General features: G+C 37.0%; 20 protein-coding genes. 11 read left to right on the top strand and 9 right to left on the bottom strand.

Translation table 11 applies throughout. From position 1 onward, the window contains the following. Nucleotides 1-113: 113 nt before the first annotated feature. Nucleotides 114-959: a pPIWI-associating nuclease domain-containing protein gene (locus E2R67_RS11825; RefSeq protein WP_134291162.1), complete on the top strand. Its 846-nt coding sequence runs from the start codon at nt 114-116 to the stop codon at nt 957-959. Nucleotides 960-1057: 98 nt separating this feature from the next. On the opposite strand, the gene E2R67_RS11820 is transcribed toward E2R67_RS11825, so the two are convergent. Beyond that, nucleotides 1058-1486 carry a tetratricopeptide repeat protein gene (locus tag E2R67_RS11820; RefSeq protein ID WP_134291161.1) on the bottom strand — a complete coding sequence of 143 codons (429 nt, stop codon included), beginning with the start codon at nt 1484-1486 and terminating at the stop codon, nt 1058-1060. 13 nt (nt 1487-1499) lie between these two features. Continuing rightward, on the bottom strand, nt 1500-3752 hold the full coding sequence (gene mrcB / locus E2R67_RS11815; RefSeq protein WP_134291160.1) for a penicillin-binding protein 1B: 2253 nt from the start codon (nt 3750-3752) through the stop codon (nt 1500-1502). A 723-nt stretch (nt 3753-4475) separates the two neighbouring features. Here mrcB and E2R67_RS11810 point away from each other — a divergent pair. Then, the gene (locus tag E2R67_RS11810; RefSeq protein WP_134291159.1) at nt 4476-5060 is read left to right on the top strand and encodes a DUF938 domain-containing protein; all 585 of its coding nucleotides are present in this window, start codon (nt 4476-4478) and stop codon (nt 5058-5060) included. Nucleotides 5061-5122: 62 nt separating this feature from the next. Here the strand turns inward: E2R67_RS11810 and E2R67_RS11805 are convergent, their stop codons facing one another. Beyond that, nucleotides 5123-5695, bottom strand: coding sequence for an AAA family ATPase (locus E2R67_RS11805; RefSeq protein ID WP_208379517.1), 573 nt, complete (start codon nt 5693-5695; stop codon nt 5123-5125). 210 nt (nt 5696-5905) lie between these two features. On the opposite strand from E2R67_RS11805, the gene E2R67_RS11800 reads away from it, so the two are divergent. From E2R67_RS11800 to E2R67_RS11770, 7 genes are all read left to right on the top strand, one after another. After that, nucleotides 5906-6859, top strand: coding sequence for a metal-dependent hydrolase (locus E2R67_RS11800; protein WP_134291158.1), 954 nt, complete (start codon nt 5906-5908; stop codon nt 6857-6859). A gap of 235 nt (nt 6860-7094) precedes the next feature. Beyond that, a complete protein-coding gene (locus tag E2R67_RS11795) occupies nt 7095-7598 on the top strand; it encodes a DUF4405 domain-containing protein (RefSeq protein ID WP_134291157.1) in 504 nt (167 codons plus the stop codon). A gap of 140 nt (nt 7599-7738) precedes the next feature. Further along, nucleotides 7739-8608, top strand: coding sequence for a lipase family protein (locus E2R67_RS11790; RefSeq protein WP_134291156.1), 870 nt, complete (start codon nt 7739-7741; stop codon nt 8606-8608). A gap of 217 nt (nt 8609-8825) precedes the next feature. Then, nucleotides 8826-10178, top strand: a complete 1353-nt coding sequence (gene hflX, locus E2R67_RS11785; RefSeq protein ID WP_134291155.1) for a GTPase HflX — start codon at nt 8826-8828, stop codon at nt 10176-10178. A gap of 501 nt (nt 10179-10679) precedes the next feature. Further along, complete coding sequence (locus E2R67_RS11780) at nt 10680-10931, top strand: DUF1127 domain-containing protein (RefSeq protein WP_134291154.1); 252 nt, start codon at nt 10680-10682, stop codon at nt 10929-10931. 239 nt (nt 10932-11170) lie between these two features. Then, nucleotides 11171-12466, top strand: coding sequence for an alpha/beta fold hydrolase (locus tag E2R67_RS11775; RefSeq protein WP_134291153.1), 1296 nt, complete (start codon nt 11171-11173; stop codon nt 12464-12466). A gap of 34 nt (nt 12467-12500) precedes the next feature. After that, nucleotides 12501-13208 carry a hypothetical protein gene (locus E2R67_RS11770; protein WP_134291152.1) on the top strand — a complete coding sequence of 236 codons (708 nt, stop codon included), beginning with the start codon at nt 12501-12503 and terminating at the stop codon, nt 13206-13208. A 158-nt stretch (nt 13209-13366) separates the two neighbouring features. Here E2R67_RS11770 and E2R67_RS11765 read toward each other — a convergent pair whose 3' ends face one another. The 6 genes from E2R67_RS11765 to ugpB all read right to left on the bottom strand — a co-directional run bounded on the left by E2R67_RS11765 (nt 13367) and on the right by ugpB (nt 19127). Next, on the bottom strand, nt 13367-13885 hold the full coding sequence (locus E2R67_RS11765) for a DUF2867 domain-containing protein (RefSeq protein WP_166739378.1): 519 nt from the start codon (nt 13883-13885) through the stop codon (nt 13367-13369). 196 nt (nt 13886-14081) lie between these two features. Continuing rightward, nucleotides 14082-14921, bottom strand: a complete 840-nt coding sequence (locus E2R67_RS11760) for an HAD family hydrolase (RefSeq protein ID WP_134291150.1) — start codon at nt 14919-14921, stop codon at nt 14082-14084. Next, complete coding sequence (locus E2R67_RS11755; protein ID WP_134291149.1) at nt 14914-16020, bottom strand: sn-glycerol-3-phosphate import ATP-binding protein UgpC; 1107 nt, start codon at nt 16018-16020, stop codon at nt 14914-14916. The genes E2R67_RS11760 and E2R67_RS11755 overlap by 8 nt, the downstream gene beginning before the upstream one ends. After that, nucleotides 16021-16869, bottom strand: a complete 849-nt coding sequence (gene ugpE / locus E2R67_RS11750) for a sn-glycerol-3-phosphate ABC transporter permease UgpE (protein ID WP_134291148.1) — start codon at nt 16867-16869, stop codon at nt 16021-16023. It lies immediately after the preceding gene. Further along, nucleotides 16869-17750, bottom strand: coding sequence for a sn-glycerol-3-phosphate ABC transporter permease UgpA (ugpA, locus tag E2R67_RS11745; protein ID WP_134291147.1), 882 nt, complete (start codon nt 17748-17750; stop codon nt 16869-16871). The genes ugpE and ugpA overlap by 1 nt, the downstream gene beginning before the upstream one ends. Before the next feature lie 69 nt (nt 17751-17819). Beyond that, entirely contained in the window at nt 17820-19127 is a 1308-nt protein-coding gene (gene ugpB / locus E2R67_RS11740; protein ID WP_134291146.1) for a sn-glycerol-3-phosphate ABC transporter substrate-binding protein UgpB, read from the bottom strand. 254 nt (nt 19128-19381) lie between these two features. Between ugpB and E2R67_RS11735 the strand changes: the two genes are divergently transcribed. Together E2R67_RS11735 and E2R67_RS11730 are read left to right on the top strand one after the other, a co-directional pair. Next, complete coding sequence (locus E2R67_RS11735) at nt 19382-20122, top strand: glycerophosphoryl diester phosphodiesterase (protein WP_134291145.1); 741 nt, start codon at nt 19382-19384, stop codon at nt 20120-20122. Then, nucleotides 20115-20909, top strand: coding sequence for a DeoR/GlpR family DNA-binding transcription regulator (locus tag E2R67_RS11730; RefSeq protein ID WP_243837009.1), 795 nt, complete (start codon nt 20115-20117; stop codon nt 20907-20909). The genes E2R67_RS11735 and E2R67_RS11730 overlap by 8 nt, the downstream gene beginning before the upstream one ends. Nucleotides 20910-20916 lie beyond the last annotated feature (7 nt).

Below are 20916 nucleotides of genomic sequence, written 5' to 3'. Positions count from 1 at the left end.
GCAATTAAACGGAACTAAAACAGTGGGTTACGTTTCGCTTCGCTACACATTTTAACCTACTATTTTTGTCCGCTTAATGCGGCGTTAAGCGTCATGTAAATTTGGTATATAAAATGAAACTAAAAAAACTATTAACATACGATTTCATAATTGATTTTAAAAAATTATTGGTTACTGATTTTGAAAAAACACTTTTCATTGCGAGTCTTCGAAATTACTGCTCTCATGGTAACCCTTTACGGTTTCATAATTTCGCATTTTCTATGCGAGAACTTGTATTACAAGTTATAGATCGTAGGGCTCCAGATAAAGACGTAATGTCAGCTATTTGGTATGAATGTGATAGTGATCAATTTAAAGTTACACGCCGGCAAAAATTAAAATTTTGTGCTCAGGGTTACCTTGCAGATACTTATTTAGATGAAGATGCACTTGATGAGCTAAATGACAGTATTAAAAAATACCTAAAAGAGTTTAATTTCTTTAACAAATACACGCATATTACAGAGAAACATTTTAAGTCATGTCCACAAAAGTTTTATACGGACATGAAATTCATTATTCAGCGTTCAAAAGAAGTGATCGAAGAGCTTTCGTCATTGGAAAGTTTTGTTATCTCTAAAGTTGAATATCGAGTTCAAGATGAAATATTTGACTCGGTGGTTAATAATTTCCCCGATGAATTATCAATATTAGCTAGTAACGTGATAATTGATCAGGTTTCACCTGAAAAATTAGAAATTGAGTACTTAGGTTCTGATGGAATAATAATAGGAGTTGATGGGACTGTTTATGTTAGCCAAGAGTACGGTAAAGGTGAAGATTTTTTATCAATGTCCAATGACTATCCATTTAGTACAACTTTAGAAGTTTCTATTTCTGATCCTAGTGATATTAATATTGACCCGAACAATATCGAAATTGATACATCATCTTGGTTTGGTGATGATGCCGCTTAACAAGCTAATCAACTGGAAGAAAAGTATTGGACACTCAATAGTTGAATACAATAAAATCAATATCTTGCAATTTAAAGTCGATGGGTGCCCTGTTCTTTTTAATACAAGCTTTGTAGGCTGATCTTCTCTAATAACAACTCAGCTTGTTGCGTTAATGATTGATTCGGATTTAAGCTAAGGGCTTTTTCAGCGAATGACTGTGCTTGTCCATTCTTACCTTGACGATAACTGAGTTCTGCTAGTCGTAAATATATCTCAGGGTTGCGAGGAGAAATCCTAATCGCACGTTCTAAAAGCCTTGTCGCTCCTTGTAAATTTCCCTTGTTTTCTTGCAGTTCAGCGAGCGTTAATAGTGAGCCTAGTGCAGAATTTCCCTTTACCGTATTATCAATTCCGTCAGTTGGGTTAAGGATTGAGCTAGGTGCTGTAGGTTCTGTTTTTTCTGGTGCTGTCGTAATAGGTTTAGTAGAACAGGCAACTAAAAAACAAGATAAACCAGCAACAATAGCAATTTTGTAATAATTCATTATTCAGGCCTCTTTAGTTGATTAGCTGACGGAACCAGTCGATGACTTTATCCGACGTTTTGCAACGTATTTCTTCTGTGGGTTCACTACCATTTACAAAAGGCAGTGGAATGGCATTGCTGCAACTATCTTGACTACCGACTCCAGTTTCGCCGTCAACCCAACTGAGCGAGATATTTTTAGGCGGAATATTCTGTAAAGGTTGATGAGCACGCGCTTTAAAAATATCCGCCCAAACGCGCAACGCACCACTTGATCCAGTCAATCCCATTGGTTGGTTATCATCTCGCCCAAGCCAAACAACGGCTTGCATGTCATCTGAAAAGCCTGCAAACCAACTGTCTCGTAAATCGTTACTTGTTCCTGTTTTACCCGCTACCGCAAAGTCAGGTAATAACCATTGTAACGCTTTAGCTGAACCTTCGTGTGTCACTGCTTGTAAAGCATGGCGTAAGGTATAAACGGCACCAGAATCAAAGCGTTTTTGTATATCAATCGGATAGCTTGTTAACACTTCGCCGTGGTTATCGACTACAGAACTAATTGCTAACAATGGCGTATAAAACCCACCAGACGAAATCGTTTGATACATATTAGCGACCTCAAGCGGACTCAATTCTGCAGCGCCTAATGTAATCGCAGGCAATGCAGGAATATCACTTTCAACGCCAAGTCGTTTGATAGTGGATAATATATTATCTAAACCAACATCATTCGCTAAACGCGCAGTGGCTTGATTATAAGAACGTGCTAATGCTTTATATAAAAGTACATCACCATGATCTTTTAAATCATAATTTTTAGGCGCCCAAACATCGCCACTATCCAATACTTGCTCGTAAGGTGCATCACTTATTAGCGTCGCCAAAGTATATTGGTCGTTTTTTTCCAGCGCCGTTAAATATACTGCTGGTTTCATTAACGAACCAATTTGTCGGCTCGCATCAATAGCACGGTTAAACCCTGAATAACGCGTGTTTGTACCACCTACAATAGCAGTAACCGCACCTGTATTAGGTTGCGTAACAATCACAGCACCTTGCAGATTTGAATTAGGATCAGATTGTTTATGTTTTTCGATCGCTTTCACTAAACTAGATTCAGCCGTTTCTTGAATTAATGGATTAAAATGAGTAAAAATAGACAGCCCATCAGAACTTAAATCCTCAGCTTTATAATCATTTTGTAGCTGTCTGCGCACTAGATCTAAATAAGCAGGATAACGTTTGTTACTGCTCGCTGTACGGTCACCAATTTCTAGTGGTGCTTGCTTGGCCAACTCAGCAAGATTTGCATCAAGGCGGTTTTCTCTCACAGCAATATCTAACACCAAATTACGACGTTTTAATGCACGTTCAGGGTTACGCCATGGATTATAGTAACTTGCACCACGTACTAGTGTGACTAACAATGCTTGTTGCGAAAGCGATAAATCCATCAGATCTTTTTTAAAATAATATTGACTCGCTAAACCAAAACCATGAATGGCACGCGGCCCATCTTGTCCGAGGTATATTTCATTCATATACCCTTCTAAAATATCCGCTTTGCTTGCATGTAATTCTAGTAACATGGCCATCAGCGCTTCCTGCGCTTTACGAATTAGCGTGCGCTCTGGCGTGAGGTAATAGTTTTTAATTAATTGCTGCGTTAAGGTTGATGCGCCCTGTGAAAAACCACCTTTTTTAATATTAGTCACCACTGCTCGTGCAATACCACGCAGTGAAATACCGTAATGGTCATAAAAGTCTTTATCTTCAACTGCCACTAGCATTTCTTGTAAAGAAACTGGCACATCCGCAAGCTGCACTAATAATCGGTCTTCATTATGCGATGGATAAATTCCCCCAATAACGAGCGGCTGCAAACGCACTAAAGCATCGTTATATTGACTTTCTAGTGTTGAAATAACGCCTTTATTCAAGGTGATTTTTATTTTTTGTGCGGCAGCTAATTCATCACTGAATTGAAATTGAGGAATGAAAATAGTCATTTGATTTTGATTAATTAACGCTTCACCGGGTTGATCAACATTGTTGACAAAATGGTAGCCAAGCAGCGTCATCTCTTTTCGTAAATCGCTCAAACTGAGTGGTAACCCGACATATAGCTCTAAAGGTCGAGCGTAAACGGTAGACGCCACAGACCATTGTTTATCTTTAAAAGTCGAATTAACAAGGGAATTTAAATACAGAAGAATAGCAACAGAAACCAATATCAAGATCAAAAATGGTATTCGTAATTTAGTAATAAATTGATGAAACACAGTAAGACCTTATCAGGTTAAAAATAAAATGAACAAAGATAATAGCATAGTGAAGCCAGTCAATTTTATGTTTATTGACGACGAATTGTTGCGTAACAGTTTCTTTTTTATGAGAATAATGTTTTAACTCTAAGTATATGTTTACTGCAACACAGACTTTCAGACTGCATATCCGAACAATAGTTTCACTCATTCAGCAACTCAACTTAGCAGTGTTATTTTTAACGAATTGATTTATTGTTGAAGTAATTAAAGTCTTGGACATATATGGACGAAATAGTGGATATCCACTCACTGAAGTTAATTATATCAATCCATTAAAAATTAAATCGATACTCAATGAGCCTACATCAAACTCTCCCGAACGGATTAAGCTTTGCGTATTCTTTTCAGTCTCTTTGCTTAGTTTCTCTTCTAGCCAAGAGAAACTAAAGTCGCCGACAGGGCGAAAATACTGTTATTAACAATCTAAATGTTCCGACGAGCGCAGACGAGTTACTTTACAAATAACAAAGTATTGGCCAGCCAACTCATAAACAAAATACTATTAATAAGTTAACGCTAATAATCCTATTTTTTTATTTAAATATAAAAAGCAGGATGAATCCTACGCCTCAAAGAGAAATAGACATGAACCACCCATCAATAAAAATACTAGTCACAAGTTGCTAAACCCGCTTAAAATACCTTTTAATAAAATCCTTAATACAAAAGAGAATAAGCATGACAAAACAATTTTCTGGTTCTTGTGAACGTAACCAACAACCTATTTTAGAGCAACTTTTTCGCTTATTTAAGGACCGCCAACGAGTATTGGAAATTGGTTCGGGTACTGGACAACATGCCGTGTTTTTTGCAAAACACTTAGCACATATCAATTGGCATACTAGCGATGCGAAAACGAATCACGCGAGTATTAACGCATGGATTGAAGAGTCCCCTAGTCAGAATTTACACTCCCCTATCGAGTTTCTGTTTGGCGAACAATCTTGGCCAGCGATTGAGATGGATGCAGTTTTTACAGCCAATACCACGCATATTATGCAAAAGCATCACGCCAAACTGATGATGGAGACGATTGCTGCGAATCTACAAAAAGGCGGGCTATTTTGCCAATATGGCCCGTTTAATATTGATGGGAAATATACCAGTGAAGGCAATCGCGAATTTGATTTACATTTAGCAAATGAAGGTTGTGGCGGTATTCGAGATATTAATGAATTAACGCAATGGGCAACAGGGCTTCGTTTGGTGGAGAAAATCAGTATGCCTGCCAATAACTTTCTATTGGTGTGGCAACGTTATTAATTGCGGCACCATGATAAGCAATACATTGAGTTGCTTATCATGGTGCATGTTGTCATTAGTTACTATTTTTCAGTAAGTAACTCATCAATATAGCGAATTGCATTTTTTAATCGTGTTTCTTTATCCCCTTTTAGCAACAAGTAATTCTTCTTGTGTGTTATCAAGGCATTTTCAAATTGCGTAAACATTTGCTCTCGCAACTCAGGTCTGTCACGTAAATCGTCTGCCTCCCAAGGAGTATCAATATAGGTTAAGCAATATAAGTCATAGTGATTATTAGTAATGGCTTGATTTAATTCAGGCAATTCAAAACCTTCAAAGTAAGCTTCCGCATACACTTTTGTTTCTAATAAATCAGTGTCGCAAATAAGTATTTTATGCGCACTTTTCGATGCTTCATTTTCTAAGCGTATTTGCCCTTGTGCAATCCGGATTATATCCTTCGGTTCACATACCTTTTGGTGCTTATCCCATTTTTCTTGTGCAAATTCACGTAAAAACTCAGGTGCCCAAACGGTATTGTAATGTGCAGCAAGTTGTCTAGATAAAGTGGTCTTTCCCGTGCTTTCAGGACCAAATAAAACAACTCTTATTAATTTATCGCTTTGCTGCTTAAGTGTTTCTTGTATGCTCACGCAGTATTCCAATGTAACTAAATCAGGTAGGTATTACATATTGAAAGGGAATTGAGGTAAAGCTTTTATAAAATAAATTAAGTATGTTTTTAATAATTGAAAATAGAGTTTATTCAATCCTTGGTAAGTGAAATTTTTAGTCTTCATAAACGGTCTTTATTTTATCGAAAATGATAACTCGCAATTTTTATATGTCGAAACAGGATTGTTATGGACTCAATTACGCAGATTGTATTAGGTGCAGGTATTGCGGGAGCGATCGCTCACAAACAATTGGGACGTAGCGCACTGGTTATTGGTGCGGTATTAGCGACCTTACCTGATCTGGATATTTTTGTTCCTGCCAGCGATGTAGTCACTCGATTTACCGAGCACCGTAGCTTTTCCCACTCTTTGTTTATTTTATTCCCCTTAGCTTTTATTTGCTGCTTATTATTGAAGTTAAAGTTCAAAACTAATGTTATTTCAAGCCAACGGTTATTTTGGTTAACGTGTTTACCTTTAACCACTCATCCTATACTTGATGCTTTTACCAGTTATGGTACACAGTTATTTTGGCCACTAACCACTCATCCTATTTCTATCGCTTCTATTTTTGCGATTGATCCTTTATATACATTACCGCTATTGATTGGCTGTGTTTATTTATGGCGAAATAGTAAAAACTCCACTGCACAAGCAGATAAAAAAACGCAAACCGCAAGACGAATCAACCATATTGGTTTAATAATAAGTAGCGGTTATTTATTACTTGGGTTGTGGTTACAAACACTCACCTTAAATAAAATTGAAACCGCCCTTCACGGTAATAATATCGCAACCAATAAAATATTTATTTCGCCCTTATATCCAAGCTTAAACTGGTGGGGTGCCATCGTGATTGATCAAGGTGTTTACTACGATGTACAGGTTAATATATTCACTAATACTTTACAGATTTCTGCCCCACAAGATCTAGGTTATAGCATGATTGATAAACCGAATTCTGCTTTAACGTCATTGAATTGGTTTACTAATGGTTTTATTCGCTTGCAAGATATTGAAGGTAAATTAGTAGCCACTGATCTAAGAATGAAAACAGGCCAGCTCGGTTACGCCTTTAAATTTGCATTAGCAGAAAAAGAAAATGGCGATTGGACAAACATTACTCCACTGCGCCTATAGGGCTCTTTAAATCAGCGATTAAAATAAATATATAGCGCATCTCCTCTCACCTTAAAAGCAATAATTATCAATCAGTTAAAATATTAACCATTCGAGTTTAAATTAAATAAATTTAGCAATGAGATTTTGTATTTATTTAAAATTAAATAATAAAAATGCAATCTAGGATAAAATTTACACTCCCGTTCTAAGCTAGAGTTAATCTACTTTTATTAACGAACACGAGGGTTCTTCCATGTTTAATTTACGCAGTTGGGCAACACCCATTACTATCGGCTCGTTTATTATCTCTGCTCTTAGTGGTGTTATTTTATTTTTCCATTGGAATATTGGGATGATGAAACCCGCACATGAGTATTTAAGTTGGTTTTTAATTCTTGGTGTGGCAATGCATCTTGTGATCAATTGGCGTCCCATGCTTAGCTATTTTAAAAAACCAATTCCACTCGCTGTGATTGGATTATTTATTGTTCTGACAGCCCTTTCATTTTTCACTTTAGGTAATAGCAATATTAATGGCGGTGGGAAGCACAATAAAATGGGAGTCAAAACCACAGAGTTATTAAAATCAGCTCCCATTACTATGATTGCGCAATTGTCAGAAGTTACGCCAGATACGCTTACCCAACGCTTAGAAGCTGAAGGGATTGTGGTGTTATCTATAGATCAAACCGTGATGAATATAGCCAAAAGTAATAATCTAAATACACAGCAAGTACTCTCAGTACTAATAAAGTAAGTAATACTGCTTTAAAGTTTTAACTGATATTTTAAAATATAGTCAAAATACTATTTTTATAAAGTATATAAAAAACTGTCAGTAGAAGCGGTTATTTAGTAGTATGACCGCTTTCTAGTTGCTAGGTTATCCATAATAAAATGCTTAAATACTTCATTATTTTTACTTCACTTATTTTCACAAGCTCAATGCAAACAGTGCTTGCAGCGCAAAATTTCTCAGCCATTAAAACCCAAGCGACACTTGCTAATGCAACCTATTTAGAGACTGATGAACTTAAAGCAGCAATGCAAGCAAAAGAAATACAGCTAGTACATCAAACCACCCTTCCTGAATCTCAAGTGAGTTATTTTTTAACTCAATCTAACGGTGTGCAGACTATCGCAATTCGCGGTACAGCTAATCTACAAAATGCCATGGTTGATATTGATTTAGCATTACAAGCAGATGCAAAACTGGGCATTATATTGCATCAAGGTTTTGCTTCAGCAGCGCGAGCAATTTACCAAGATGTAAAACCTTACCTAGCTGATGATATGCCTATTCAAACAACGGGCCATAGTTTAGGCGGAGCAATTGCTGTCATACTTTCAATGTACTTAACACAAGATGATTACAATCTGTCACAAATCATCACTTTCGGACAACCTAAAGTCACTAATGTAGCTGGTGCAGAAAAATTCAGTGATTTACCTTTAACAAGAATCGTCACTGCAAAAGATATTGTGCCATTAGTACCGCCACTTAGCCCAATGCAAATAAAAGAGTTAGATATTTATTGGCATATTGGTGAAGAAGTTATTTTGTTAGATAACAGCGAATACTCTCAAACCAATGGTATTAAAAGCATGTTACGTGCAACTAAATTTACTTCATCGATACCAGATGAAGAAAACCTAAATGCGCACAAAATGGATAACTACGCGCGTTTAGTTGATCAATTAATAGATAACGCGGTAGAAATACCTTACAAAACCGAAATAAGCTTTTGGGGCATTTCTATTAATTAAGCTTAAATAATTCCGATACCTGGGAATGCTAATATCAGCTTAATAAAAATCGATGAAGTAAGTATTCAAATACAATGATAAAACCCAATGCTCGAGGCTTAAAACATAGATCATAACCAAATTCCCACCATTACAAACAGTAAAAGCGAAATACATATATAAGCTAGACACAAACGCGTAGGATGCATGGCATAGCATTTTAAGCAATGAGTAAAACATGACAATCGCAACCACTGAAGAATTTATTACACGCGCATTATTAATTTCCATCCGCACTCCTAACGTCACCCAACAAGAAGTCGATGAATCGTTATCTGAACTAGCACGTTTAGTAAATACATTAGGTTTTACTGTGGTGGGAAGTAAAACCCAACGCCAACGATCTACTAAACAATTATCGGTATTAGGCTCAGGTAAACTCGAAGAGCTAGCAGCATTAACTGGCGAAGCAGAGCCTATTGAAGAAGGCGCTGAAAATAACGATGTAGAATTTGACCAAACAGAACTTAATGAACTGCTCGCAAGCGATGATATTAAAGAGCAAGCGAATGTAGTTATTTTTGATTGTGAATTAAGTCCAAACCAATTACATAATGTTGAAGCCGCATTAGGTGTAGAAGTTTACGATCGTACTCGCGTTATTATCGAAATATTCAGTAAACACGCACGTACTCGTACTGCTAAATTACAAGTAGAAATTGCACGACTTAACTACCTAACACCACGAATCAGAGATGAAAATAGTGGTGACCGAGAACGTCAAAAAGGTCGCTGGATAGGTGAAACTGCTTTTGAAGTTAATCGCCGTCGTATTCGCGATAAAATCGCAGATATTAAAAAAGAATTAAAGAAACTACAAAAAGAAATGCAAGGTCGACGCAGTGGTCGTATCGAGCAACTTTGTGTCGCATTGGTTGGTTACACCAATGCAGGTAAATCATCATTAATGCGTGCGCTAACCGATTCTGAAGTATTAGTGGAAGATAAACTGTTTGCCACCTTAGACACCACGGTAAGAACTTTACAACCAGTAACACAACCGCGTATCTTAATATCTGATACCGTCGGTTTTATAAAAAAGCTCCCCCATGATTTAGTGGCATCATTTCACTCAACCTTAGAAGAAGTCAAGGACGCCTCGTTACTACTTTATGTTGTTGATGCGTCGGACGAAAACTTCGTTTCTCAATTAGCCGTTGTTGACCAAGTACTGGGTGAATTAAATGTCGACTTTAATAACAAGTTATTACTACTTAATAAAGTCGATTGTTTGACTGAAAAGCAACAACTTACGTTATTAGAGGAATATCCTGACGCGCTACAAATCAGTACCCGTGATAAGAATGACGTCGCGTTAGTACATAAAGAAATTCAAAACTTCTTAGAGAAAAGAATGTGCGGTGCTTGTTTTAATATCCCCTATACCGCGAGTGGTATTATGGGCGAGATCCACAGCAAAATGATGGTTGTCGAAGAGCAATATCAAGAAGATGGAATACGTATAACCTTGAAAGCAAGTCCTGTTGCTTTAGAGCGATTACATAAAATGCTACAACAAAGCACCTTCTAAACATTTATCTAATACAGCAGCATTTGTTCATATCAATAAAGGCTATTTTTTACATCTGAATCAATAAACACTAACACCAATCTAATATTCACTTTTAATAGATTTTAAGGTTATCACTTTAGTTTTAGTCGTCTAAAAACAGATAAAACAACAAATAATCAAAATAAAGTAATTTAGTGGTTGATTAATAAGCTCAATTAGTTAGACATGTTCCATGTTGAGTTTACAGAGTAAGCCAACATTCATCTTATTACGTTTTTACTGCAAAGAATTAAGGAGACAACATGAACAATTTATATCTAAACAACATGCTGTGTTCTTCTATTCAAGTACATTTACCTTCGGATTTAACCATCCGAGTAGATCATACTCAGCAATAAATTCGTACCCAAAATTTACTTTTTAGGTCACGGATAAAAGTGACTTAATAAGTGAAACTCCCTCTTTAAAAATCTACTTTTATCCAAGACCTTCTTTTTATCATTGAAAAGGAGAGACGTTATGCGTCCATCAATTTATTTATTACTTGCTACTCTATTTATCAAAGCTGATATTTATAACGAACTTCGTAAAAAAGAAAAATTGTTACGAGCTCAAAGAGTTGATATTGCTTATCTTAATAAACATATGATGCAGGATATCGGTATTCAAAGTGATGGTTTTATTGTGGGAGAAAGATTCCCTGTGGCTGTTAAAGCAGATCGAACTGTACGTTACTTTAGACATATAGAATATAGCAAGATGAACACGTAATCTCAGCGCGGTACTTATGTTTTAACCTGTATAGGTTCACAACTAAGTACCGCGCTTAAATTTACCAAATAGAAAAATGACTAAATAAAAAATTAGAAAATTGAATCACTTACTATTTGAATCCAAGCAGCACCATATTCTATTTTCAGTTGAACTTAACCTATAAAAAGGCGTATGATTTTTATCATAATAAGTTTATAGCAATCGCTTAACCCCATTCAGACAATAAGGATCGCCCCTTGCAAACACCTTTTATCGATGGAACCACCTTATATCGCCAGCATCATTTTCAATTACCATTAGATTATAAAAAACCTGATGCTAAGCAAATAAGCGTTTTTGCGCGAGAGTTAGTCACCTTAGCAAAAGATAAACAAGATTTACCTTGGTTGGTTTTCTTTCAAGGTGGACCAGGTTTTCAATCCCCCCGCGCTAGTGGCGAATCAGGTTGGTTAAAACGTTTATTGCAAGATTATCGCGTACTACTGTTAGACCAACGTGGTACAGGTCATAGCTCGCCAATCAACCAAGAAACCTTAGCAAACTTATCTGCAACGGAACAAGCTGAATACCTCACCCACTTTAGAGCCGATAATATAGTGCGTGATGCAGAAGCGATCCGCATTAAATTAAACATCCAAAAATGGGCAACCTTCGGCCAAAGCTTTGGCGGATTTTGCACATTAACTTATCTTTCATTATTTCCAGAGAGCCTTTCGCGTTGTTACGTTACTGGCGGTATTCCTTCCATTACACGCCATGCTGATGATGTTTACCAAGCAACCTATCAACGTACTATCGACAAAAATAATGCCTTTTTCGCACAGTTCCCAACTGCACAAAAAATGTGTTGCGAGATTGCACAATACTTACTAGATAACCAAGTTACTTTACCAAATGGACAACACTTCACCGTCGAACAATTCCAATTAATTGGTATTAATTTAGGTCGATGTAATGCACATTTACCACTCTACTATTTATTAGAAAGTGCCTTTATCGAAGTGAATGGCCGCAAGCAATTAAGCTACAGTTTCTTAAATGATATGCAACAAGAGCAAGGTTATCTGACGAATCCTTTGTATGCGATTTTACATGAATCTATTTACTGCCAAGGTGAAGCATCTAACTGGTCTGCACATCGAGTGCGCGAGCAGTATTCACAATTTAACTATCAAGTTGGCAAGTCATTTATGTTTACCGGTGAAATGGTATATCCGTGGATGTTTGAACAATTAGCAACGCTCAAACCATTACGTGAAGCGGCTAACTTGTTAGCCGAAAAACAAGATTGGGATAAGCTATACGATGCAGACGTGCTAAGTAAAAATAAAGTACCACTTGCCTGCGCCGCCTATGCCGATGATATGTTTGTTGAGCTGGATTATACACGCGAGACCTTAGCGAAAATCCCACTTTCTAAAGCGTGGATCACCAATGAATATGAACATAACGGCATTGGTGTTGATGGCGAAAAAATCCTAAGTCGTTTGATCACCATGGCGGATGGGTTAGATAATTTACCTTCATATTAAATTCAGATATTATCAATGATTTTAAGAGGTTAGAATGAGTCATTCTTATTACATTACTTTACTTTTACAAATGATATATTTGTTCTGTTTAGCAATAACAGTTAGAACTGAACTGAACTTTCTCGTTATGATTTTTGGCGTAGCACTTTTATTCTCTTTTATAGGTTTGCTTTACCATAAAACAAAAAATAAATTTTTTGCTTATCTAGGAATTGCTAGTTTTATCATTTATCTGCCAATAGGCTTATTCGGGATTATTAGTATCAAGAATGAAATGGATAAAGAATCAAAACTAAAATTTTTACAAGGGCAAGAAAAGAAGTTAAGTGAAGTAACTGAACTTGAGTCGGATGAAATAACTGAAATTGAACAACCTAAAAAAGCATATCTTTTAAAGACTCAAAAATATTTCATTCCTATTGGAATATTTTGTATTGCAGTGGGGTTAATAATAGCACCAGCAACAATAGCACCGGGAATACTTTTAATCGTCGTGGCATCACTAAATAAACGTTTAGAAGTACTGCGTGTATACGAAAAACATTCTGAAATAAAACTAGCTATAGCGGCACCACGACGATTTATCAAACATAGCAGTATTAAAGATGTGGCTATTGAAAAAAATATTTTTATTTTAACATTTGATGAAAATGGTAAAGAAAAAAATATAAAAATATCACTTAAAGCATTAATCATAAATGATGAAGATGAATTACTAAATTATTATAAATCATTTGTTTAGTTATTATTAAATACTTAAACTCACAGGAATAATCTCTCTCCATAAAGAGAATATATGTGCCTTTATACATTGAGAGCTATTCAGCATATTGGGCCAATAGGTAAGTGCCTTTGAAAATAGCGCTAAGTTAAAGACATAATTGTACATTCCTCATTTTGCTATATGTCAGAAGTTTCAGCTCGTTTAATAGATGCAGGCACAATTAATTGATGAAGAGGCTCCACGAACAGCATATATAATTTACCAAGAAGATTATGCACATGTACCACAGTTGAGATTGAAATAATATCTTCCTCCCCTTCATGAATATAAACAGAAAGCTTCACATCTAAGTGTTTATCCGAATCACCCAATATAATTTCATGATCACTTAAATAAAGTAAAGTAAATATTCCAACCCTATCGCCAATTTGATATTCACTCACTAATTTATTAGCTTCTACATCACCTAAATGCCCAAGGTTTTTCAACCCTAATATTGATACTATTTGGTTTCGACTTGCCATTAAAAAGTTAACCCAACTTGGAACTTTAGTGGCTTGCTCCAACCAAACTTGAAGCGCGACTCTGCTTCCTTTACTTGAACTGTATGAGTATGAATCTGAATAGTAAGAATCGTTTAGGGTTTTAACTATTTCACTATTGATGGGGATAATTACTTTATTGACAGAAAACATAATAATCTAGTACTCCTTAATATCTAATAAGTAATTAATACTCATCGGCGATCATAATGAATATAAAATGAGTGCGTTAGTCAGCTGCGTAGAAAGAATAAATAATACAAAAATAATATTACCCTAGTAAAAATGCTTATACAAACATAAGTACAAACCCCAAAAAAACGATGTTAACTACTAAAAATCAACTTTTCTAGGAAGACAACAAACAATCCTCAATCTCGTTCGACTGTTTAGATTGTAAAATAAATTCCGCTAATTCAACAAATCCATAACCGCCTTTTTGCGTGGTTAAATAAGCGGGTTTAGCAGCCAATTTAGGCAAAACAGGTAAAATATTTTTTACTCCAAAGGTTAAAGGCAGCCAAGCAAACATACTTTCATCATTCAATGAATCACCTATGTAGGCAATTTCGTTTTCAATGATCGATTTAATCGCCCCATTTTCAAGTAGGTATTTCTCCGCGGTTAGTCGCTTGCTGTGATTGCCAACCCAGACATTAAGATGAATTGAACTAAGCGCCGCATTCACCCTTTGACCATCAACGACTAATTGCTTCACTTTATTTAATAATTCTTCGCATATATTTTCAGCCAGCGGTTCACGATCTTGACTTAAGTTGATGGCCACATCGCAAAACCTAAACCGTTGATCATAGGCATAAGTCACATCGGGATAGTCTTTCAACAATAAGTCTAACTGACGCAGTAATTCACTTTGTTGATGCTTCATTTTACTAACTGCAACCATCTCTCTAGTTGTAAATCCCTTAGCGTTTTTTTGCATCCAAAATGCACCATTCTCACCAATCACGCCATGCACTGGCCACAGTCGAGCCATTTGGTCACACCAACCTGCGCAAGCGCCTGTAACCGGAATAATATTAACGCCAGCATCGTTTAATTTATTTAATGCCAACAAGGTTTCTGCTGGCAATTTCCCTTCCCACGTTAAGGTGTCATCAACATCTGTGAGTAACCACTTTATCTGTTTTGCTTGTTTAAAAGTCAATGTGGATAATGGTTTAGGCATAAATAACCTCTTTTTTCTGTAGAAGATTGCTATCAAAATAAAGATTTTTAGCAGTAATAGGATCGAACAAATGTAAATCCTGTAAGTTAATATCCAGCCCTAATTTATCACCAATATGAATCACCGCATGCCCTTGAACACGAACTACGAGAGCCTGAGGTTGCGCATCAAGCGTATTGCAATATAACAATAAATCAGCGCCTAATGCTTCAATTAAGTCCACTTCAACTTCAAACAACGGATTGTGCTCAACAATTTGAAGATGTTCCGGACGTAACCCTAATTTCACATCACCAAGGTTAATCAATTGAGTGTTCCCCGGTAATAAAGAAGTTCCAAATTCAATGCCTTCAGGCTTCACTATCGCATCTAATATATTCATGGCTGGCGAACCAATAAAAGTCGCCACAAATAGCGAAGCAGGATTATCATAAATTTCTAAGGGCGTGCCGACTTGTTCAACATTACCTTTGTTGAGCACAACCAGTTTATCCGCTAACGTCATCGCTTCCACTTGGTCATGAGTAACATAAATGGACGTTGTGGCTAACCTACGCTGTAGTTTTTTAATTTGAATACGCATTTGTACTCTTAGTTTAGCATCAAGGTTCGACAAAGGTTCATCGAATAAAAAGACCTTAGGCTCACGCACAATTGCACGTCCCATAGCCACTCGTTGTCGTTGACCACCTGAAAGCTCTTTAGGTTTTCGGTCCAATAATTCAGAAAGCTCAAGCATCTCAGCTGCTTCCGTCACTAAACGGTGAATTTCATCCTTAGGTGTTTTACGATTACGTAATCCGTAAGCCATATTATTGTAAACCGTCATATGCGGATAAAGCGCATAATTTTGAAATACCATTGCGATATCGCGCTCACCGGGTTCAAGGTGATTAACCACTTGTCCATCAATAACCAATTCGCCAGATGTGATCTCTTCTAATCCTGCAATCATGCGTAATAAAGTAGATTTACCACAACCGCTGGGGCCAACTAAAACAACCATTTCAGCATCATTAATATCAAGATCAAGTTGTTGTACAGCCTGATACCCATTTGCGTAAGATTTCGCAATATTTGTAAGTGTTAGCGTTGACATTTATTTCTCCGTATCTACTAAGCCTTTAACAAAAGCTTTTTGCATAGCGATAACAACAACTACAGGTGGTAGCATCGCAATAATAGTGGTGGCCATAATTTTGTTCCATTCAACAATACCGTCGACCACACCCAACATCTGCTTAATTCCCATCACAATGGTGTAGTACTGCGCATCCGTGGTGATCAACAATGGCCATAAATATTGGTTCCAACCGTAAATAAAGGTGATCACAAATAAAGCAGCGATATTAGTACGTGATAATGGCAATAAAATATCGAAAAAGAATTTGATCGGTCCTGCTCCATCAATACGCGCAGCTTCAATCAACTCTTGTGGAATAGTTAAAAAGAACTGTCGGAACAAAAAGGTAGCCGTTGCACTGGCAATTAAAGGAATGGTTAATCCAGAAAAAGAGTTCAACATATTCAAATTTGTGATCACTTCAAAGGTCGGCATAATGCGGACTTCAACGGGCAACATTAAAGTGAAAAATATCATCCAAAACGCAAGCATTCTTCCCGGAAAGCGGAAAAACACAACAGCATAAGCTGACAATATTGAAATACTTAATTTCCCAAGCGTTATGGTTAACGCCATCACAAAGGAATTAAATAACATATGTGTAATAGGTAAAGCTGAATTATTAAAGCTACTGTCACTGCTCAATAAGTCCCAAAAAACACTTAACCCAAGGTCACCAAACCATAATGGTGTGCCTGTCGCAAACACATTGTTTTCATGCGTTGTTGCAACCAAAGCAAGCCATACGGGTAACGCGATAGCGAGAATGCCAAAAATCAAAATAACATGGCAAAATAATTTAAATAGCGGTCTACGTTCTACCATTAGTAAGCTACCTTTTTTTCTACGTATTTAAATTGTACAACCGTTAACAATGCAACTAACGCCATTAAAATAACCGATTGTGCGGCAGAAGATCCGAGATTTAATCCGATAAATCCATCGTTATAAACCTTATAAACTAGGGTTGAAGTACTGTTACTTGGACCACCTTGCGTCATGGCATGGATCACCGCAAAAGTATCGAAGAAGGCATACACAAAATTCACCACTAACAGGAAAAAACTGGTGGGAGAAATTAGGGGAAAGCTTATAGTCATAAAGCGTTTAATAGGGCCACTTCCATCAATAGCAGCTGCTTCATGTAATGATTTTGGTACCGATTGTAATGCCGCTAAAAAAAACAAAAAGTTGTAGCTAATTTGTTTCCATGTTGACGTAATAACTACCATCCACATTGCATGTGAACCATTCAGCACTGGGTCCCAATCGACATTTACCCATTGCAGCATTTCACTTACCACACCAATGGTTGGATCGAATAAAAACAACCATAAAGAGCCAGCTACAACAGGCGCAACAGCATAGGGCCAAATCAAGAAAGTACGATAAAAAGTGGTTCCTCGCGTAATATGCTCAGCAAAAGCAGACAATATTAATGCACTGACCAATGCTAATACCGCGACTGTGATACTAAATTGTAGTGTTGTAAAAAATGAAGCCAAATAATTACTATCGTTAAATAAGCTAACAAAGTTTTCTAAACCAACAAACTCAGTGCTTAAACCAAAGGCATCTTCTAGTTGGGTTGACTGAACAATTGCTTGCCCTGCTGGCCAAATAAAAAACACTAAGGTAATTAATAATTGAGGAGCAATCAATGCAATCGGTAACCATTTATTTTTAAAACCGACATGTGATGACATATAAAAACCTGCAATATTGAAATAAAAAATTCGCCACACTAGGATGCTATCGAGTGTGGCGAAGTTGTACTATTTTTGAGTACGTTCGAAGCGACGTAACTCTTCATTACCTTGCTTAACCGCATTATCTAATGCCGTTTGAGCTGATATTTTACCTGCCCATACCGCTTCTAATTGCTCATTAATAATATCGCGTGTCTGCAAGAAGTTACCGAAACGGATCCCTTTAGAATTAACCGTAGGTTCCACTGATGTCATTTGTAATACTGCAACATCTGTCCCTGGGTTTTTCTCGTAAAAGCCTTGTTTCTTAGTGAGTTGATATGCATCTTGTGTGATTGGTAAGTAACCTGTGAATTGATGCCAATCAGCTTGAACAGCCGCGCTAGATAAGTAACTAAAGAATTTAGCGACGCCTTTATATTCCTCACTAGAATGACCACGTAGTACCCATAATGAAGCACCACCAATAATTGTATTTTGTGGTTTCTTAACTAATGAATCATCGTAAGGAAGTTGCGCAACGCCAACATTAATGCCTTCCATATTCGCTTTGATACCAGCAAGCCCTGCTGAAGAGCCCATCGTCATTGCACAATTTTGCGTATAAAATAACGGCATACCTGTTGATTGACGACCGCCGTATTTGAAGATATCAGTCTTAGCCCATTCGCTCATTTGATTGATATGCTTAACAAAAGCAGGTTTATTAAATGTAAATTTTGTATTTAATCCACCAAAACCATTGTTGTTATCTGCCATCGCAACGTTATTACGCGCACCAAAATTCTCTATTTGAGTCCAAGACTGCCACGTTGTTGTAAAGCCACAATGAGCACCAGCTTTCAATAATTTTTGCGAAGCTTCACCCATCTCTTTCCATGTTTTAGGGACAGATTTTATTCCAGCATTGGCAAACATATCTTTATTGTAATAAAGCACTGGTGTTGAACTGTTAAACGGCATTGATAACATCTTGCCTTCATTCGATGTGTAATAACCCGTTACCGCTGATAAATATTTATTCGGATCAAAAGACTCTTTGGTATCAGCCATTAATTCGTGCACAGGGTAAATTGCTTTTTTAGCGCCCATCATGGTTGCTGTGCCTACTTCAAATACTTGAACAATGGCAGGTTGTTGTTTAGCACGAAATGCAGCAATCGCACTTGTCATTGTTTCTGCATAAGTCCCTTTGTAAACGGGTTTAATTTCATATTCAGATTGGCTTGCGTTAAAGTCAGAGGCAATTTCATTTACTTTCTCGCCTAACGTTCCTCCCATTGCATGCCACCACTCAACCTCAGTTTTAGCGTGAGCAGATGCACTCATCAGTGCAGCGGCAACAACTATTCCTGTGATTTTTTTCATGTACATAGGACTTTCCTTTTCTAAAGTTAATTAACTGATTATTTGAAGAGCGATGATTAGCTCAGGTTTTAATTATGCTCATTTCAAATGAACACATTTAATGTTCATTTAGAGACTAAGTGAGCGAGATGACAGTTTAATTACACAAATATGAACTTATTTGAACATTGGATTAATTCAGTTTTGTTTCATTTTTTGCAACAAAACTGAAATAAACTATTGCTAATATTTCCGAAAAATCGGCGACCTTAGGGATTCAAATGAAAGTAACTGCGCACCGAGGCGTTTCCAGTCTCGCACCAGAAAACACGTTGGCAGCATTTAAAAAAACAGCAGAGATGGGTTACCAATGGATTGAGATCGATGTTCAATTAAGTGCTGACCAAATTCCAGTTGTAATACATGATCAATCCGTAGATCGCTGTACTAACGGCAAAGGCATAGTGGCCAAACTTGCATTAGAAGAATTGCAATCTTTAGATGCTGGCTCATGGTTTTCCGAAGCATTTAAACATGAACGAATCCCAACATTAGAGCAGACGCTGATTTTAGCGAGAGACAATAAACTCAAGGTCAATATAGAAATCAAACTCTACCCAGAAGATGATATCGAGCTACTTTGTGAAAAAATAAAAGAAGTAATTGTTGCCTTAAACATAGAGACAACTCAGCTATTATTTTCTAGTTTTGAATTAGCTGCATTGAAAAAAATGCAGACACTATTACCAGCAATACCTCGTGGGTTATTATGGTCGGTTATGCCAGAGAATGGGCTAGATTTATTAACTGAAATTGATGCTTTTAGTGTGCATTGCCACTACCGACATTTAACCGCTCAGCAAGCATTAGCGATCAAAAAAGCGGGTTACAATATTTACTGTTACACACCTAATAACCCTGAAGAAGTCAGCGAATACTGGCATTGGGGCGTTGATATGATGATCACCGATTACCCACAGGCTTATACTGCTTGTAAAGAGGCTCTATTAAGCTATGCATAAAATGACGCAACAACTGAGCCTGCGCCAACAAGCTATTTTAGATATGCTACAAGTACAGGAATATTGCTCCGTAGAAACCTTAGCGTTGCATTTTGATGTCACAACACAAACCATAAGACGCAATATCAATGAGCTTTGTTCAATGGGACTCGCAAGTCGTCATCACGGTGGAGCAGGATTACCCGTCACCTTGATGAATCGTAGCTACGCATCACGCAAAATAAGTAATCAAGATGAAAAAGAAGTGATTGCACAACAAGTCGCAAAGCAAATTCCCGATGGTTGTACTTTGTTCCTAGGAATTGGCACCACTATTGCGACTATCGCCGAAAAAATAACTAATCGACAAGAGCTTAGGGTGCTCACCAATAATCTTGAAGCGGCTTATATTTTATCGCAATACGATAATATTGAAACTTGGGTGCCCGGTGGCAAAATACGCACCAATGATCGCGACATTGTCAGCGATGCAATTAACCAATTTTACGGACAATTTACTGCAGATATAGGTATTATCGGCTGTGCCTCTATTGCTTCAATCGCAAAACCAACAAGACTTAATGAAGGTTATTACGAAGAAACCGAGCTAAGCGGTGAAGCAAACAGCGAAGAATATGTATTCGAACATGAATCAAGAGAAGCAACCGTAAGCCAAGCCATTATTAACGGTTCACAACAGAAGTGGTTAGTTGCAAATAGTGCTAAATGGCAACGAAAAGCCAATGCTAAAGTAGCTCCGTTAAGCTTTTTTGATCAAATATTTACAGCGAATACGATGAGCAAATAAAATGCTT

Source organism: Psychromonas algicola, assembly GCF_004378355.1.
Lineage (GTDB): Bacteria > Pseudomonadota > Gammaproteobacteria > Enterobacterales > Psychromonadaceae > Psychromonas.
This window is presented reverse-complemented; position numbering and strand designations above follow the sequence as displayed.

Excerpts from the sequence above, each read along its gene's own strand:
- E2R67_RS11825 (WP_134291162.1), top strand. The coding sequence starts at position 114 with ATGAAACTAAAAAAACTATTAACATACGATTTCATAATTGATTTTAAA.
- E2R67_RS11730 (WP_243837009.1), top strand. The coding sequence starts at position 20,115 with ATGCATAAAATGACGCAACAACTGAGCCTGCGCCAACAAGCTATTTTA.
- E2R67_RS11820 (WP_134291161.1), bottom strand. The coding sequence starts at position 1,486 with ATGAATTATTACAAAATTGCTATTGTTGCTGGTTTATCTTGTTTTTTA.
- E2R67_RS11755 (WP_134291149.1), bottom strand. The coding sequence starts at position 16,020 with ATGTCAACGCTAACACTTACAAATATTGCGAAATCTTACGCAAATGGG.
- ugpE (WP_134291148.1), bottom strand. The coding sequence starts at position 16,869 with ATGGTAGAACGTAGACCGCTATTTAAATTATTTTGCCATGTTATTTTG.
- E2R67_RS11765 (WP_166739378.1), bottom strand. The coding sequence starts at position 13,885 with ATGTTTTCTGTCAATAAAGTAATTATCCCCATCAATAGTGAAATAGTT.
- E2R67_RS11810 (WP_134291159.1), top strand. The coding sequence starts at position 4,476 with ATGACAAAACAATTTTCTGGTTCTTGTGAACGTAACCAACAACCTATT.
- ugpA (WP_134291147.1), bottom strand. The coding sequence starts at position 17,750 with ATGTCATCACATGTCGGTTTTAAAAATAAATGGTTACCGATTGCATTG.
- hflX (WP_134291155.1), top strand. The coding sequence starts at position 8,826 with ATGACAATCGCAACCACTGAAGAATTTATTACACGCGCATTATTAATT.
- E2R67_RS11760 (WP_134291150.1), bottom strand. The coding sequence starts at position 14,921 with ATGCCTAAACCATTATCCACATTGACTTTTAAACAAGCAAAACAGATA.
- E2R67_RS11790 (WP_134291156.1), top strand. The coding sequence starts at position 7,739 with ATGCTTAAATACTTCATTATTTTTACTTCACTTATTTTCACAAGCTCA.
- E2R67_RS11770 (WP_134291152.1), top strand. The coding sequence starts at position 12,501 with ATGAGTCATTCTTATTACATTACTTTACTTTTACAAATGATATATTTG.
- E2R67_RS11800 (WP_134291158.1), top strand. The coding sequence starts at position 5,906 with ATGGACTCAATTACGCAGATTGTATTAGGTGCAGGTATTGCGGGAGCG.
- E2R67_RS11780 (WP_134291154.1), top strand. The coding sequence starts at position 10,680 with ATGCGTCCATCAATTTATTTATTACTTGCTACTCTATTTATCAAAGCT.
- E2R67_RS11795 (WP_134291157.1), top strand. The coding sequence starts at position 7,095 with ATGTTTAATTTACGCAGTTGGGCAACACCCATTACTATCGGCTCGTTT.
- ugpB (WP_134291146.1), bottom strand. The coding sequence starts at position 19,127 with ATGTACATGAAAAAAATCACAGGAATAGTTGTTGCCGCTGCACTGATG.
- E2R67_RS11735 (WP_134291145.1), top strand. The coding sequence starts at position 19,382 with ATGAAAGTAACTGCGCACCGAGGCGTTTCCAGTCTCGCACCAGAAAAC.